The following is a 14,183-nucleotide window of genomic DNA, read 5'->3' as shown; positions in this document are numbered from 1 at the left end:
AATACCCAGCCAGCAAACTCGCAGACGTTAAGGAATGCTTTTAGACGAACCGACTACCTGAAGATACAACATAAGTCGGCAAGGGGCGGGAAACTGCAGGGAATTAGCAATCTATTGTAATTTTCTGTCGCCGGTTCATCGGCATCTAAGCTGGGAGAAGCTGCGGCCCCCCAGCTCTAGCCTATATTTCAAAGACCGAAGGGATAGGTTTCGGGGGTCTCGTCACTCCACTCCGACACATCATCCATCGGCTGTAACGCATGGGTACGATCGAAGTGAAATACCGCGTCGAACTGCTCAGGCAATCGGCAGCGGAAGTAGTGGCTTTGACGCTCCGTCCTGGGTAGGTATAGCACGCCAATCGCACGTTCGAGACGCGGCGCGCGAAGGATTTCCGGCGCAGCATCGCCCAGCTCCAGGAAGAAATCATTTTCGTCCATCTCGTGGAACAGACCCTCGTAGCTTTCCGGCAACGCGGGGCGTACGGTCTTGCGTTCAACTGGGCCATCCCAGGCGGACGCTGCGGAAACTGAACCGCTATGGGTGGTGAAGCCAAGTAGCAAAGCATCATCCCCCACCCTTTCCCGGGTGAGTTGGCCGACATTATGTTCATCGCGGTCGCCCATCTGGGTGGCACGTGCATCGCCGAGGTGGGAGTTGTGTTCCCACACTGCGATTCTCGCCGGCTTGCCGGAACGTTCGGAAAGGTGTTTCTGTATGGCTTCCAGCGTATCGCTCATGTGTCGGTCCCGCAGATTCCAAGTGCTGATGCGGTCGCCGAACATGGCCCGGTAATAATTCTCGGCATTGCGGACCAGCCGGGCATTTTGCTCCGCATGGAACAGCTCGTCCCGCGCGAGCATACCGCCTTCCTTCACGTAGTCGGGGGCATTGAGCCGCAGGCGTACCAGTTGCTCGACCACTTCCTCCTCACAGGAAGGGCGACGCCCCGTGCTCACCCCGAAACCATAACGCTGCTCGTTGGACATGTGATCCAGACAGCCATACTGGCGACGCGCCTCCCGGGCGGCCTCGGGATCAACCCGGTCGAGGTACTCGAGTACAGCGGCGATGGATTCGTAGAGACTGTACATATCCAGCCCGTAAAACCCGACGCGCAGTTCAGGCGGCTGACTTTCGTTGTACTCGCGCAGCCAATCGACGAACGCCAGGACTACGGTATTGCGCCACATCCAAAGCGGGAATCGCTTGAAGTCACCCAGGGCCTCTTGCGCGGTGGCGTCATTCCCCAGGCCGTTAACGTATCGATTCACCCGATAGGCTGCCGGCCAGTCCGCCTCCACGGCGATAGCCTGCAATCCCTGGTCGAGGATCAGTCGCTTTGTGATCTCCACCCGCGTTTCGTAAAACTCATGGGTGCCGTGTGTAGCCTCACCCATCAGGATCAGTGACTTGTCACGGCACATGCTCAGCAACGTGTCGAAGTCGTGGGCGCTGTTGCGAAGCGGAGTCAACGAGTCCCTGAGCTCATCAAGCTCAGTTGTACTCTCGATGGCCATAGACGCCTCCTTGGATTAGATCGCCCACGCCGTGTGTTTCCGGTCCGGGTGTCGGCGCGGGCTCGATGTGTCGCTAATCCAGGCGCGACTGCGGTTTCTGCTGCCTGTGGGTAGAACGTTGTGACGATAGCTGAAGAGTTAAAGGGTCAATGTTCTAGACCGGCTGTTTAAGCCGCATCACGGATATCCCCAAACTGACGAAGGCGCCGCCCAGTATCCGGTTGAACCAGCGTGTACGGCGCGCCGAATTTAAAATGCGGGTGATGCGCTTCGCGAGCGTGCCGTAAGCCACCAGCGTTAAAAACGAAAACGCCATGAAGGTTCCCACCATCAGCAGGAACTGCGGCCAGACAGGACGCCCCGTATCCAGGAACTGTGGAAAGAGTGCGGTAAAGAAGAGGATCGCTTTCGGATTGCTCACAGCCACCAACAGGCCCTCAGTGAACAAGCGAACACCTGTTCGGTGCTCCCCCTGGCCAGAGGGAGACAAGACGAAGCCATGACTACGCCATTGACGAACACCGAGATAGATAAGGTATGCCGCACCGAGAAGCTTGAGCAGCAGGAACAACCATTCCGACGTCTTGAGTACAACGCCCAAACCCAGCACAGCAAATCCGGCTATGGCCAGAAGGCCGCAAACGTTGCCCAGTGAAGAAAGCACGACTTTGCGAATGTCGCCCGACATGCCGTTCCTGAGGGCGACAAGGACTGCAGGCCCGGGACTGAGAATGCTGACCGCAGCGGCGGCAATGAAAAGGAGCCAAGTGGAAATGGACATTTAAGCACACTCCTTCCCTACGAATTAGCTTGCAATACTCTTGCACGTTCTCCCAATCAAATGAATTGTAAAAAACAATAAAAAACACAAAAAGACATAGTTTTTAGTAATTCAATTGCCACAGCTTCAAGTATTGCTTCCCGGTAGCTCATACCGAGCGTCGTCGTCAGACCAGGAAAGGTCCCCGTCAGACTGTTGAGTCGGAGGCACGACATACCGAAACACTATCCTGGACAGGTGACGAATTCATGTTTGCAAAGCTCAGCACTGCCCAACGTCTAGGCGTTGGTTTTGGCCTCATTCTTTCACTCATGATCCTCATCAGCCTGATCGGTATTAACCGCGTCGACTTTATCGACCGTACCTTGACCGACGTCAGTGAAGGGGCAACCGATAAGCAGCGCCAGGCCATCAACTTCCGTGGCAGCGTCCATGATCGGGCCATCGCCATTCGCGATGCCGTGTTGGTCCGAGAGCCGAGCGCACTCGAAGGTCATCTCCAGAACATCGAACGCCTCGACCAGTATTATCAGGACGCCGCAGCCATCATGAGCCAGCTGTTCGACGAACAGGACAGCACAGCCAGGGAAGACGATCTCCTGGAAGCCATAGAAGCGATCGAACGTCGCACGCTGTCACTGACCGCTGAGCTGATCGAGCTACGGCTGGCAGGGGAAATCGAAGAAGCCCGCACGTTTCTTCTCGAGGAAGTATCCCCAGCCTATACAGAATGGCTCAAGCGGGTTAACGCCTTCATTGATTACCAGGAAGAGGCCATTACGGCAGATGTAGGCGCCGTGATGGACACGGCCAGCAACTTCCAGTCCATTATTCTGGCAATCACTGTCGTTGCCCTGATAATCAGCATAATGATCAGTACCGTAATTATCCGCACACTCAAGTCGACGCTGGGTGCCGAACCCCATGAAGTGGCTGAGGTGATCCGTCGTCTCGCCGAGGGGCAGCTGAACCACACGATTCATACCCGTTACGAGAATAGCGTAATGGGCGCCCTGAAGAACACGCTCACCCGGTTGCTGGACACCATCAATCAGGTCCGTTCCGGCGCGGATGCGCTGAACGGGTCCTCTGCGGAACTGCTTTCCACGTCTGAAAACAACAGCCAACAGATCCGCCTGCAATCACGGGAAGCCGAGCAGATGGCCGCGGCAATCAATGAAATGGCCGCATCGGTGGCTGAAGTTGCCGACTATGCGGCCCAAGCCGCCACGGCGACCCGCACCGCCGATGAAGAGGTCAAGACCGGCAACCGGATCGTCAGCGAGACTGCCGGTGCTATCAATAACCTGGCCGAGACGCTTGAGGATGCCGCCGAGACCGTTCACGGCGTCTCCAGGGACAGCGCCGACATCGAGAAGATTGTCGAGGTGATCAATGGAATTGCCGAGCAGACCAACCTGCTGGCGCTGAATGCGGCGATCGAAGCCGCTCGCGCGGGTACCCATGGTCGAGGTTTCGCGGTCGTTGCCGATGAGGTGCGCTCGCTGGCCAACCGCACCCAGGACTCCACCCGCGAGATTCAGGAGATGATCGCAAAGCTGCAGACCGGCGCCCACAAGGCGGCTGATGTGATGGAGGCCAGTCGGGATAAGGCCCGCAAGACTGTCGAGCAAACCCGTGAGGCGGAGCTGGCCCTGGCCAGCATTGGTCGGGAAGTCGGCGCCATCACCGACATGAACGCCCAGATCGCAGCGGCATCCGAGCAGCAGAGTGCCGTGGCCGAGGAGGTCAATCGCAATATCACCCGCATTCATGATGCCGCCGTCGCGACCTCAGCGGGCTCCGAACAGGTCGCCGTCTCCAGCCGAGAACTCTCCGGCCTGGCCGATCAGTTGATGTCCAAAGTGAGTTTCTTCAGGGCGTAGCAGAACGCGCGTTTGCCAGCCTTTCCTCGAGAAACTCGACAAAGCGCTTCACCCGGACCGGCCTGGGGCCGGTTCCCGGGTAGACGGCGCTGATGGGGACCGAATCGCCCAGCCAGCCTTTGAACGCCGGAACCAGCCGGCCGGCGGTCAGGTCGGCCCGGCTGTCCAGCTCGCTGATATACGCCACCCCTACCCCGTCCAGCAACCACTCCCTCACCATTGCTCCGTCGTTGCACGTGCGATCGCCATTCACCTCGACCACCACGGTTTCGCCACTTCGCTGGAACGACCAACGGCGATAGGCCTGACCGCGACTCTGGTAGATCAGGCAGTTGTGATTTAGCAGATCGTTGGGGTGAGCGGGGTAGCCATGACGCTCGAAGTAGTCCGGGGAGCCCAGCACCAGTCGGGAGTTTTCCAGCAGTCGCCGGGCGACGAGAGCTGAATCAGGCAGTTCGCCGTAGCGGATAGCAACATCCAGCGGCTCCGAGACCAGATCGCTCAGTGAATCACCCACCTGCGTGACGAAGCTGACCTGAGGATGCAGACACTGGAATTCATTCATTAGCGGCCGCAGGAACTGGTGCGCGAAATCCACCGGAGTGGTGACCCGAATCTCGCCGCTGATCTCAGCGCAGTCGTAGTGCATGGCGTGGCGGGCTTCGTCGATCAGTGCCAGCCCAGCTGCGATCCGCTCCCGGTACAACTGACCTTCCGGGGTCAATCTCAAGTGTCGGGTATTGCGCTCGATCAGCTTTACACCCAGTTCCGCTTCGAGTCGTTTCAGGGCTGCGCTGGCCGCTGCCGGCGTGCGTTCGAGCTTGCGCGCGGCGGCACGCAGGGAACCTTGGCGGGCGGCTTCGACAAAGAGCCGCAGGTCGTTGAGGTTGCTCATTTTCAAATTTTGCTTAAAAGAGTTTTATAGCCCAGCCCAATTATCACCACCGTTCCCCATCCGCACAATAGCGCTCAACGCTGTTAACCCCGTGAACACAGCTATCCATTCGACCCAAGAGGAGCGGATTGTGTATCCCATCATTTCCCACAGGAGGTCGTCACAATGACCACCTCCGCCGTTGCCACAGAGAAGCAGCCTCTGCCTTTGGCACTGCTTGCCCTGACCGCCGGCGCCTTTGGCATTGGCGTCAGTGAATTCGTCATCATGGGATTGCTGCTGGAAGTCAGTGCGGACCTCGTCGTCTCCATTCCCGCTGCCGGAATGCTGATTTCCGGCTATGCCCTGGGGGTCGTGGTTGGCGCCCCGGTGATGACCGCGCTGACCGCAGCCTGGCGGCGGAAACAGACGCTATTGGTGCTCATGGTGATCTTTACCCTCGGCAACCTGGCTTGCGCCCTGGCGCCGAACTATGAAGTGCTGATGCTCGCGCGGGTGATAACAGCCTTCGCCCACGGCACCTTCTTTGGCGTCGGTTCCATCGTGGCTACAGGTCTCGTAGCGCCGGACCGCAAGGCCTCCGCTATCGCCGTCATGTTCACCGGGCTGACGGTCGCCAACATCCTGGGCGTCCCTTTCGGTACCTGGCTGGGTCAGGCATGCGGCTGGCGTGCGACCTTCTGGGCCGTTACAGCGGTTGGACTGATCGCCCTCGCCGTGATTGCTGCCTTCGTACCCCGCGACAAGGCAACGCCGGAAAAGCCGGACTGGCGAGCGGATCTCCGGGCCCTGGGGCGGGCGCCGGTGTTGCTGGGCCTGCTGACCACCGTGCTCGGCTTCGGCGGCATGTTCGCCGTGTTTACCTATATCGCGCCCATCCTGACGGAGATCACTGGCTTCGCCGACTCAGCCGTTTCACCCATTCTGCTGGTCTTCGGTGGAGGCCTGATCGTCGGCAACCTTCTCGGTGGACGCCTGGCTGACCGGAAACTCGTCCTGACGGTCCTGGGGAGCTTGCTGATACTGGCCGCCGTCCTGGGGCTGATGACCTTTGCCATACACAGCAAGGTACTCGCGGTGCTGTTCGTCGGGCTAATGGGCATCGCCGCGTTCGCAACCGTACCGCCGTTGCAGATGTGGGTGCTGTCCAAGGCCGAAGGCGCCGGCCAGAGCCTGGCCTCAAGCTTCAATATTGCTGCCTTCAACCTGGGTAATGCGATTGGCGCGTGGCTCGGTGGTGCAGTTATCGACCAGGGGCCGGGCCTTGCCTCGATCCCCTGGGTTGCGGCGTTGGTGCCCCTCGCGGCCTTGGCCACGGCACTATTGAGCCTGCACCTGGAGCGATCAGCCCGAATTTCGCAAGTGAAATTGCAGTCGGCCTGTCCCTGCGACTGACCCAACGTACCCATCGTCGATATTGCCTGGAGAAGACGTCATGACCGCACACCGTCCCCGTTTCCTGACACAGCGCTTACTCACAGCGTTCCTCGCGTTGCTATTGTGCTCGCAATCCGTTTTTGCTGAGACCAATGGCGATACCCACTGGATCACGACATGGTCCGCCAGTCCGCAGCCGACCTGGGAGGGCGATTTCGCGTTGCCGACACGCACGCCCTTCCAGTTCTGGAACCAGACGGTACGCCAGGTAACCCAGGTCAGCCTGGGCGGTGATCGTGTGCGGATCACCGTATCCAACCAATATGGCGACGAGCCATTGGTCATCGGCGAAGCCCGTCTGGCGCGTTCCGAGGGCGGCGCCAGAATCGTCCCCGCGTTGGACCGGCCGGTGACCTTCTCCGGCGCACAGGAAATCACCATTCCGCCAGGCGCCAAGGTCGTCAGCGATCCGGTGGAACTGGCTGTCGAAGCGCAGGCGTCCCTTGCGGTGAGCCTCTATCTGCCCGAACCCACACCGCCGTCCACCTTCCATTGGGACGGCCTGCACACCACATACGTGGTTCAGGGCAACGAGACGGCTGAGCCCACCATCGACGCCGAATCACCGCTGACAGCGCGATTCTTCCTGACCCGTATCGCGGTGGACGCGCCCCGAGGCCAGGGCGCCGTTGCGGCCTTCGGCGATTCGATTACCAACGGCAATGGCTCGAGCCTGAACGCCAACCACCGCTGGCCGGACTTCCTGACAGAGCGCCTGGCTGGGAAAGATATTGCGGTAATCAACGCCGGCATCTCCGGCGCGCGATTGCTCAGCAACCGTATGGGTGAGAATGCCTTGGCGCGCTTCGAACGGGATGTGCTGGCTCAACCGGGCGTGAAAAGCGTGATCGTGCTTATGGGTATCAATGACATCGGCTGGCCCGGCATCCCCCTGGCACCAAACAAGGAGCCGGTGACGGCCGACCAGTTGATCGCCGCCTATCGGCAGCTTATCGCCCAGGCCCATATGCAGGATGTGCGCATTATTGGCGCCACGCTGACCCCATTCAAGGGAGCGCTTGATGAGACGCCCATGGTGGGTTACTACTCCGAGACCAAGGAGAAAATCCGCCAGGCGGTCAACGAGTGGATTCGTACGTCCGGGGAATTCGACGCGGTGATTGATTTCGACAAGGCCACCCGGGACCCAAAAGATCCACAGCGCTTTCTGCCTGCTTACGATTCCGGGGACCATTTGCATCCCGGGGATGAGGGCTATCGGGCCATGGCGGAGGCTATCGAGATCGACAAGTTGCTTTGATCGACGTCGGGGCTGAAAACCAGGGTCTGAAGCCGAGAGCGATCATCGCTTACGTCGTCCTGGGTGACTGAGTTCACTTAGAACGAATCAGGCCCTGCGTGATCGACAGAAGGAAAGTCGATAAAAAGCCATGCCCTGGGATAGGATTGGGTACTTGATTGCCCGACTCACGTAGAGGACGTCCCATTGAACCTGACTACCCCGGCCCTGCTGTTCCCCGCCATTTCCCTGCTGCTCCTTGCGTACACCAACCGTTTCCTGGTGCTGGCCCAGCTGATCCGTCAGCTCAAGCAAATGGAAAGCGAGAGAGACCAGCAGATCATCGCTCGCCAGTTCGGCACGCTGCGTAAGCGCATCGTCCTGGTCAAACGCATGCAGGCGACCGGCGTGTTGAGCTTCCTGCTCTGCACGGTTTCGATGTTCGGGCTGTTCCTTGGCGCCCATACCTTGGGGGTGATCTGCTTCGGCGCCAGTCTGGTGCTTCTCTCCCTGTCTCTGCTGTACTCGCTCTACGAGATCATCATTTCCACCGACGCCATCAATGTGGAGCTTGAAGATTTCGAGGCACGGCAACAGCGAGGTTAGTCTACAGACCAGCGTCAGGAGCCGCCGAAAAACCGGGGATTCCGCTCGATGAACGAATTGATCCAGCGCTCGAGGAACGACACCCGGCGCCCGTGTTTCAGGTAGTGCCAGCCCAGGATCGAGATCACCAAAGCGCCGATGGTATCGACGATCAGGTCCCACATGGTGTCGGTCAGACCGGATGGGTCGCCTAGCATCGCCTTCTGCATGTTCATGCCGAAAACCTGATCCATGGTGAACTCGAAGATTTCCCAGATCGCACCGAACCCGAGGGCGAAGAGGAAAGCGAAAAAGGCCACGAAACCGGGCCGCAGATGGACGTCCACACGGTCGGTCTCGTTGAGGATATGCACCAGCAGGAACCCGACGATCCCCAGCAAGAAGCCGGAACTGGTATGGAGAACGATGTCCCACCACCAGAAACGGATGTAATAATCGCGAACCTCCCCCAGGAACAGCGCCGCGAAGACAAAGGCGATGGCCAGAAGTTGCATCTGCGGAGGAATAAAGATCCGGAATCGGCGTTCAAGCAGGACGGGAAAGAACGTAATGCCGATGATCAACAGGGTAAAGCCAGCAGTTACCCACTGCATTTCCCACAACGCGAACAGCGCCTGGGACAGCAGGACCAGTTGCAGGGTAAGGGTAATTCGCTGGTGGGTAATCCTGAAACGCATCCAAGGCATCCGTTGTCTTGAATTCGCTTCTCACCTTATCACAGAAGCTGGCGGTGGCTGCCTTAACGCAAGACGGCCGCCCTTGCCGACGCTTGGGCCTGGCCAGACCGTCTGGCGCCTGTCCGCTCAGCCAAGACCAAACGCTTCCAGGAAACACCGGTAATCCACTTCTACACAATCCGCATAGTCCTCAGCAACAGAAAGCACCAGGCGGACGAAGTCATCTTCCCGGTCCTCGACCTTCGCCTGCACGCCTTGCTCGAACAGGAAGGGCTCGTCCGGATTCAGGGTACGGCTCGCCCGCTTGTGCTCAGTCGCCAGAATCTCGCCCCAGAGGGCCGCCATTTTCTTCAGGTCTTTTTTCTTATCGAGTTTGTGGGTCGGGAAGTCATCTTTGAAGGGTGAGCGCTCACGTACCGAGAAGACACCACCATCCATCGTCAGCCATCCCAGATAACGGTCTGGATGCTCAGCCAGCGCGCGGAAGGCACGAGCGTGGCGGATGCCCTCATTCTCATAGGTGTCGTCATAGACCTTACGCTCCTCCGGCGACATGGCCTCCAACACTGACGGCCCATCCTGCTGCTTGATGTCGAGGATCACGTCGTCGTGTTCCTCGCCGCCGGGCCCTTCTATCAGGACGTAGAACCGTGGTGTGCCCAGCGAACCCGTGCCCGCCTTTATCCGGCGCACCACATCCTTGACCCGAAAGAACTCCGAGTCACCGCCTTCGCGCGTCTTGCGATACGCCTCGAATGCCGCCATGAATTGTTTGCGGGCTTGCGGCGACAGGCGCCTGAGCTTGGGCTTGGTCGCGTCGAACACGCGCTTGCCGTTTTTCTGGACCCGGGTCCATTTGCCCAGCATGCGTTGGCGGTCCTTCTTCTTCGCGACTTTCTTTAGGAATTCCTTCAGCGGCTTGCCAGCGGTGTCGGCCGTGAAATGGACCTCTTTGTCCAGGTCGTTCGCCTCGTAGCGGGTGGCGGCGTGCAGGTAAGACCTGGCCAGGACCTTCACCGCCTTGGCGATGTCCGAGGCGTCGAAATCACCGTTGGCGCGGCTGTCCAATACAAGGCTGATCGCCAGTCGCCAGAGGTCATACTGATAGTCACTGACGATGGCGTCGTCGAAGTCGTCGAGGCCATAGATCACTTCACCTTCATGATTGGCGAAGGCACCGAAGTTGTAGACATGGGCGTCACCCTGGATCCACGTCTGGGTGGAAGACACACCGCCAAACAACACAAAGCGCCAATCGTGATACATATCCTGCCAGAACAGATGGCTAGTACCGCGAAAAAACCGGTACGGGGACTCGGCCATGGCGTCGAACTTGCGTTTGCGGGGGGCGCCATCCCGATCCTCGTTGTTGTCGGATATCGCCTGGATGACTTGCTGGGCACGGTTATGCAGGGTCAGTTCCTTCAGCATTCAGTGTCACGGCTCCCTTAATCGAATGGCGTTTAACCGGCTTGTAAAACTCGCGTCCTCTGCATGTCTTAAACACCCTATCAGCCTCTATAAAAACTGGACAGTTGAAATCCGGATGAAGGGGGCCATAAGTTAGAGAGACCCTTGAGCAAAAACGATGGAAAAGGAGCGCCTATGTTGCAAGTAAACCCGGAGACCGTCTGTCGCCTGATTGAGCTGGCCCAGAGTTTCCATGCGAAGGAACAGGCCGGCCTTCCCGAGGAAGGCGGCAATGCCGGAGACGACTGGACCCAGGAAATGCTGGCCGACCACGGCGACAACACCAGTTACCAGGAATTCGAAACCATCGTTAAGGATCTGGACCCGGACCAGCAGCAGGAAGTCGTCGCATTGCTATGGCTGGGGCGCGGCGATTATACATTCGAGGAATGGGATAGCATCGTAAAACAGGCCAAGGAGCAATGGACGCCTGAAACCGCCCAATACCTGATCGACCACCCGATGCTCGCCGACGAGTTGCGCGAAGGTTTGGAGCTGCATGGTCACAGCTGCGAGGAAATGAGCACGATCGGGCCTTGATCCGACGGGATCGTCACTCTGATCTATCCGGCGATGCGTCCTGCTGCAGAAATAACGTCTTCACGACACCCTAGAGGGGTCAGTCAAACCAGAAGAGCCGGCAACCTTCCAACCAAGTCGGGCTGCCGGCTCTTTGCAAGGTAATATATCGCAGCGCTAGAGCCGATAGACCACGCTGAAAGTCGCGTCGAAGACCCTGCCGTTTTCCAGCTCGACACCGTTGGCCTCAAGTCGTGCAGCCCAGGAACCTGAAAACTGGTAGGTCGCGCCAAGCCCATAGGCAATATCGATGTGCGTGTCGTCGACCTCCTCCGTCCAAGCTTCGGAACCGAGATTGCGAACCGAGTCATCGGCGATATCCAGTTCGAGTGCCTCGTGGTGGTATGTCTGCGTCTGCTTCGTCCAGGCTGCGCCAAGGCGCCCAAATATCGAGAGGTCTTCAGCCAGCGGGTAGCTCAATACCGAAGTCAGGCTGGCTCCTTGCGTATTCAGTTCAAAGTCTTCACGACCCCAAGCCTGCGAGCCATCACTGAAAGTTAATTCGAACCGGTTCGTCACATCGGTCTCGCCGTAGTCGAACCAGGCCAGTTCGAGCGCAAGATACTCATTCCATGCATATCCGGCAAAAAGCCGATATGCAAAGGTTTGCTCGTTTTCAAAGTCATAATTCCGGGTCTCCGATTCCAGCAAACGCCCCCCGAGGACCTCGTCACCACCCCCTACCGTGCCCTCCTCCAGGCTCGCACCAACCAGACCGGCACCGAGACCAGCCCCAAGATAAAACCCATCACCCGCTACAACCGGCCCAGCAACCAAAAAACCGGCCAGCACGAGAACTCCTTTCATGGAACAGCTCCGTTTCCATCGTTATTAGAATCCGGTGTTATGACGACTTTCGGATCGCCGCCCTATACATTGCCTCTGACCTTACTGCATACCATTCGCTTTTAGCGTCAGGACTCGAACGAAATGCGAACCAGATCACAATAGAAACGGAGTCGGTCAATTGAGCCCTATGATCGGCGGCTCTGGATGGCACAAAAAAACCGCTACCGGATCCCGGTAGCGGTTTTCATTTACCGGCTCTACGATCAAAAACCCTGCCCCAGCAGTCCAAGAATGCCAAGCACGATCAGGTAGGCCGCAACGATATAGTTAAGCAAACGCGGAAAGAACAGGATCGCCACGCCTGCACCCAGGGTGATCAGCGGCGCCAGTTCCAGGTGGAGCGTCATAGCTGTACTCCTTGTGTCAGCATTGATGAAGCATCGCGCGACATCGATCTGTCGCTTTTATAGATAAATCGCCTTCAAACTCAGCCTAGCAAAAGAACGTTCACAGCAGGATTACACTAAGCTTGCCATTCGTTTATATCGGTTGGTCTACAGGTCAATCGCCGGCTTGAGTGAGCTGACACAGACTCAATGTTCCCGATATGGAAAGCCGTTCAAAGCGGCGCTGTTTCGATACGCGTCACCCGATCCGGATAGAAGGCCAGATGGTCCTTGATCGCCTCCACACCCGATAGCGGTGATTCGTACGACCAGGCTGCATTCTTGTGCAACCGGAACATAGGTAACACTTTGAACCGGCAACATGGGTTACACCTATTCCCCCGCATGCCACTCGCATGCGGGCTCCAATCGCGCGGTTTTGAGGTTAATATGACCGAGCAGATGGGTGCTGTATCGCACCTCGACCCGGTCATTCTCCACCTCTTGCAGGCCTACGCGATGTCTGGCTAACAGCCCGCTGATGTAGATCAGATGGCCCTGCCACTTGATTTCGCCGTTGTGACGAACGTTGCGAACCGCCTGGTCCACGTTATATTCAATCGGGCGCAGCACGGGCGAGTACCGACGCCTTGAGGGCTGATACACGCTGGCCGGTGTTTGCCTGCCCAGCGCCTCATGGCTGCGTTGTTCGTTAAACTCCTCACGGAATGCCTGCAGCGTGGTCTGTTGCTGCATCAAGCTTGTCCCGCGCATCCGTCCACCCACTGCTCGATTCAGTGAACCGTGCATGCGCTCGTGACGGGCATTCTGTGTGGGCGTTCCCGGCTTGCTACGATGCACCCCAATGCCCAGCTCGACCCACCATTTCGACAGTCGCGTCAGACCTCCTGCTGAGCGACTGGCGAAGGGCGCCCCGTTGTCGGACAAGATCCCCTCCGGCAGACCGTACTCATGGAAAACCCATTCCATAATCGGCTTCGCCTGGACGTAGTCTGTTGCGCTCACGCCATGACAGCCCAAGACATAACGGCTGGCATTGTCGGTTACCGTGAGCGGATAACACCAGCGCCCGCCGGCCGTCCGGTACTGCCCCTTGTAGTCCACACTCCACAGCGCATTATTGCGATCACCCAGTTCAAACGGTTGCGGGTCGGCCGGGTACGGCCGCTTGTAGCGCCGTTTCTTGACCAGACCCGCCGCTTTGAGTATCTCACCGGCCGTGCTGTCTGCCGGCAATGCCATCGCCGGTTCTAGCTCACGCAAGCGGTCCAGAACCTTCTTGGGGCCAAAGCTGGGATGGACTTTCTTGATCGCCACAATCTGTTCAGCCACGTCCTCCGTCACTGCATGTGGGCAATAGTGCGGCGCTCGGGAGCGCTCCTGCAGCCCACCGGCACCTTCCTCCTGGTAGCGCCTGATCCACTTGTAAGCCGTCTTGCGGCTAATGCCGTAGCCGCGGGCCAGATCGCTTACACCGTGCCCGCCCTGCAGCCAGGCCGCGATCAACTGCATCTTCAGATCCATTACACAAGTCTCTTTCCAGGGCATGGGCGCGTCCTCCTTGCCCATACCGTAACTTGTGTAACCCATGTTCCCGGCTTGAGGTGTTACCTATGTTGCCGGTTTGCACATCTCCGACCGCTCCCCCCCGGCAGGAATGCTGAAGTAAGTGGCATCGCCCTTGAAGGGGCAATGCGTCGAATGGTCCGTCTGGCGCAGTTCGGTCATCACCACATCCATGCGCGGTATGTAGAGCACATCGTCCAACCCCTTTTCATGCAACACCTTGGCCTGCGCCGAATCGGCAATCACCAGGCCGGCGACAATGACGGTGACTCGATGGGTACTCGGTTCGATGGAAATAGCGTGCGGGTGGTCGTGTTGAGCATCAGTCAT

Annotated in this window: 15 protein-coding genes; 5 read left to right on the top strand and 10 right to left on the bottom strand. The window is 58.4% G+C overall.

Annotated elements, in window-relative coordinates:
* Positions 1-188: 188 nt before the first annotated feature.
* Positions 189-1,520: an erythromycin esterase family protein gene (locus tag RE428_RS06555; protein WP_004581181.1), complete on the bottom strand. Its 1,332-nt coding sequence runs from the start codon at positions 1,518-1,520 to the stop codon at positions 189-191.
* Positions 1,521-1,674: 154 nt separating this feature from the next.
* Positions 1,675-2,301 (bottom strand): LysE family translocator, encoded by a 627-nt coding sequence (locus tag RE428_RS06550; RefSeq protein WP_004581180.1) that lies wholly within the window; start codon positions 2,299-2,301, stop codon positions 1,675-1,677.
* Between the two features lie 248 nt (positions 2,302-2,549).
* Here RE428_RS06550 and RE428_RS06545 point away from each other — a divergent pair, with 248 nt between their 5' ends.
* Positions 2,550-4,187 carry a methyl-accepting chemotaxis protein gene (locus RE428_RS06545; protein ID WP_004581179.1) on the top strand — a complete coding sequence of 546 codons (1,638 nt, stop codon included), beginning with the start codon at positions 2,550-2,552 and terminating at the stop codon, positions 4,185-4,187.
* Here the strand turns inward: RE428_RS06545 and RE428_RS06540 are convergent.
* Positions 4,177-5,082 (bottom strand): LysR family transcriptional regulator, encoded by a 906-nt coding sequence (locus tag RE428_RS06540; RefSeq protein WP_004581178.1) that lies wholly within the window; start codon positions 5,080-5,082, stop codon positions 4,177-4,179. The genes RE428_RS06545 and RE428_RS06540 overlap by 11 nt on opposite strands.
* Before the next feature lie 165 nt (positions 5,083-5,247).
* Here RE428_RS06540 and RE428_RS06535 point away from each other — a divergent pair, with 165 nt between their 5' ends.
* The 3 genes from RE428_RS06535 to RE428_RS06525 all read left to right on the top strand — a co-directional run bounded on the left by RE428_RS06535 (position 5,248) and on the right by RE428_RS06525 (position 8,365).
* On the top strand, positions 5,248-6,477 hold the full coding sequence (locus RE428_RS06535) for an MFS transporter (protein WP_004581177.1): 1,230 nt from the start codon (positions 5,248-5,250) through the stop codon (positions 6,475-6,477).
* A gap of 40 nt (positions 6,478-6,517) precedes the next feature.
* Positions 6,518-7,780, top strand: coding sequence for an SGNH/GDSL hydrolase family protein (locus RE428_RS06530; protein WP_004581176.1), 1,263 nt, complete (start codon positions 6,518-6,520; stop codon positions 7,778-7,780).
* Between the two features lie 186 nt (positions 7,781-7,966).
* Entirely contained in the window at positions 7,967-8,365 is a 399-nt protein-coding gene (locus tag RE428_RS06525; RefSeq protein ID WP_004581175.1) for a DUF2721 domain-containing protein, read from the top strand.
* Between the two features lie 14 nt (positions 8,366-8,379).
* Here RE428_RS06525 and RE428_RS06520 read toward each other — a convergent pair whose 3' ends face one another.
* Both RE428_RS06520 and RE428_RS06515 read right to left on the bottom strand, forming a co-directional pair.
* Positions 8,380-9,042, bottom strand: a complete 663-nt coding sequence (locus RE428_RS06520; RefSeq protein ID WP_004581174.1) for a DUF2238 domain-containing protein — start codon at positions 9,040-9,042, stop codon at positions 8,380-8,382.
* 126 nt (positions 9,043-9,168) lie between these two features.
* Positions 9,169-10,473: a DUF2252 domain-containing protein gene (locus RE428_RS06515; protein ID WP_004581173.1), complete on the bottom strand. Its 1,305-nt coding sequence runs from the start codon at positions 10,471-10,473 to the stop codon at positions 9,169-9,171.
* A 174-nt stretch (positions 10,474-10,647) separates the two neighbouring features.
* Here RE428_RS06515 and RE428_RS06510 point away from each other — a divergent pair, with 174 nt between their 5' ends.
* Positions 10,648-11,052 carry a DUF3775 domain-containing protein gene (locus tag RE428_RS06510; protein WP_004581172.1) on the top strand — a complete coding sequence of 135 codons (405 nt, stop codon included), beginning with the start codon at positions 10,648-10,650 and terminating at the stop codon, positions 11,050-11,052.
* Between the two features lie 156 nt (positions 11,053-11,208).
* Here the strand turns inward: RE428_RS06510 and RE428_RS06505 are convergent, their stop codons facing one another.
* The 5 genes from RE428_RS06505 to RE428_RS06485 all read right to left on the bottom strand — a co-directional run bounded on the left by RE428_RS06505 (position 11,209) and on the right by RE428_RS06485 (position 14,183).
* Positions 11,209-11,898, bottom strand: coding sequence for an outer membrane beta-barrel protein (locus tag RE428_RS06505; protein ID WP_004581171.1), 690 nt, complete (start codon positions 11,896-11,898; stop codon positions 11,209-11,211).
* A 245-nt stretch (positions 11,899-12,143) separates the two neighbouring features.
* On the bottom strand, positions 12,144-12,287 hold the full coding sequence (locus RE428_RS06500) for a DUF3096 domain-containing protein (protein WP_004581170.1): 144 nt from the start codon (positions 12,285-12,287) through the stop codon (positions 12,144-12,146).
* A gap of 212 nt (positions 12,288-12,499) precedes the next feature.
* Positions 12,500-12,625 carry a DUF427 domain-containing protein gene (locus RE428_RS06495; protein WP_004581169.1) on the bottom strand — a complete coding sequence of 42 codons (126 nt, stop codon included), beginning with the start codon at positions 12,623-12,625 and terminating at the stop codon, positions 12,500-12,502.
* A gap of 34 nt (positions 12,626-12,659) precedes the next feature.
* A complete protein-coding gene (locus RE428_RS06490; protein WP_227500176.1) occupies positions 12,660-13,877 on the bottom strand; it encodes an integrase core domain-containing protein in 1,218 nt (405 codons plus the stop codon).
* A 21-nt stretch (positions 13,878-13,898) separates the two neighbouring features.
* Positions 13,899-14,183 (bottom strand): DUF427 domain-containing protein, encoded by a 285-nt coding sequence (locus RE428_RS06485; RefSeq protein ID WP_004581168.1) that lies wholly within the window; start codon positions 14,181-14,183, stop codon positions 13,899-13,901.

The organism is Marinobacter nanhaiticus D15-8W (genome assembly GCF_036511935.1).
In the GTDB taxonomy this organism is placed as follows: Bacteria; Pseudomonadota; Gammaproteobacteria; order Pseudomonadales; family Oleiphilaceae; genus Marinobacter_A; species Marinobacter_A nanhaiticus.
This window is presented reverse-complemented; position numbering and strand designations above follow the sequence as displayed.

Coding starts and splice junctions, on each gene's coding strand:
- RE428_RS06530 (WP_004581176.1), top strand. CDS start 6,518: ATGACCGCACACCGTCCCCGTTTCCTGACACAGCGCTTACTCACAGCG.
- RE428_RS06505 (WP_004581171.1), bottom strand. CDS start 11,898: ATGAAAGGAGTTCTCGTGCTGGCCGGTTTTTTGGTTGCTGGGCCGGTT.
- RE428_RS06495 (WP_004581169.1), bottom strand. CDS start 12,625: ATGTTCCGGTTGCACAAGAATGCAGCCTGGTCGTACGAATCACCGCTA.
- RE428_RS06520 (WP_004581174.1), bottom strand. CDS start 9,042: ATGCGTTTCAGGATTACCCACCAGCGAATTACCCTTACCCTGCAACTG.
- RE428_RS06555 (WP_004581181.1), bottom strand. CDS start 1,520: ATGGCCATCGAGAGTACAACTGAGCTTGATGAGCTCAGGGACTCGTTG.
- RE428_RS06490 (WP_227500176.1), bottom strand. CDS start 13,877: ATGGGTTACACAAGTTACGGTATGGGCAAGGAGGACGCGCCCATGCCC.
- RE428_RS06535 (WP_004581177.1), top strand. CDS start 5,248: ATGACCACCTCCGCCGTTGCCACAGAGAAGCAGCCTCTGCCTTTGGCA.
- RE428_RS06540 (WP_004581178.1), bottom strand. CDS start 5,082: ATGAGCAACCTCAACGACCTGCGGCTCTTTGTCGAAGCCGCCCGCCAA.
- RE428_RS06545 (WP_004581179.1), top strand. CDS start 2,550: ATGTTTGCAAAGCTCAGCACTGCCCAACGTCTAGGCGTTGGTTTTGGC.
- RE428_RS06515 (WP_004581173.1), bottom strand. CDS start 10,473: ATGCTGAAGGAACTGACCCTGCATAACCGTGCCCAGCAAGTCATCCAG.
- RE428_RS06485 (WP_004581168.1), bottom strand. CDS start 14,183: ATGACTGATGCTCAACACGACCACCCGCACGCTATTTCCATCGAACCG.
- RE428_RS06510 (WP_004581172.1), top strand. CDS start 10,648: ATGTTGCAAGTAAACCCGGAGACCGTCTGTCGCCTGATTGAGCTGGCC.
- RE428_RS06550 (WP_004581180.1), bottom strand. CDS start 2,301: ATGTCCATTTCCACTTGGCTCCTTTTCATTGCCGCCGCTGCGGTCAGC.
- RE428_RS06500 (WP_004581170.1), bottom strand. CDS start 12,287: ATGACGCTCCACCTGGAACTGGCGCCGCTGATCACCCTGGGTGCAGGC.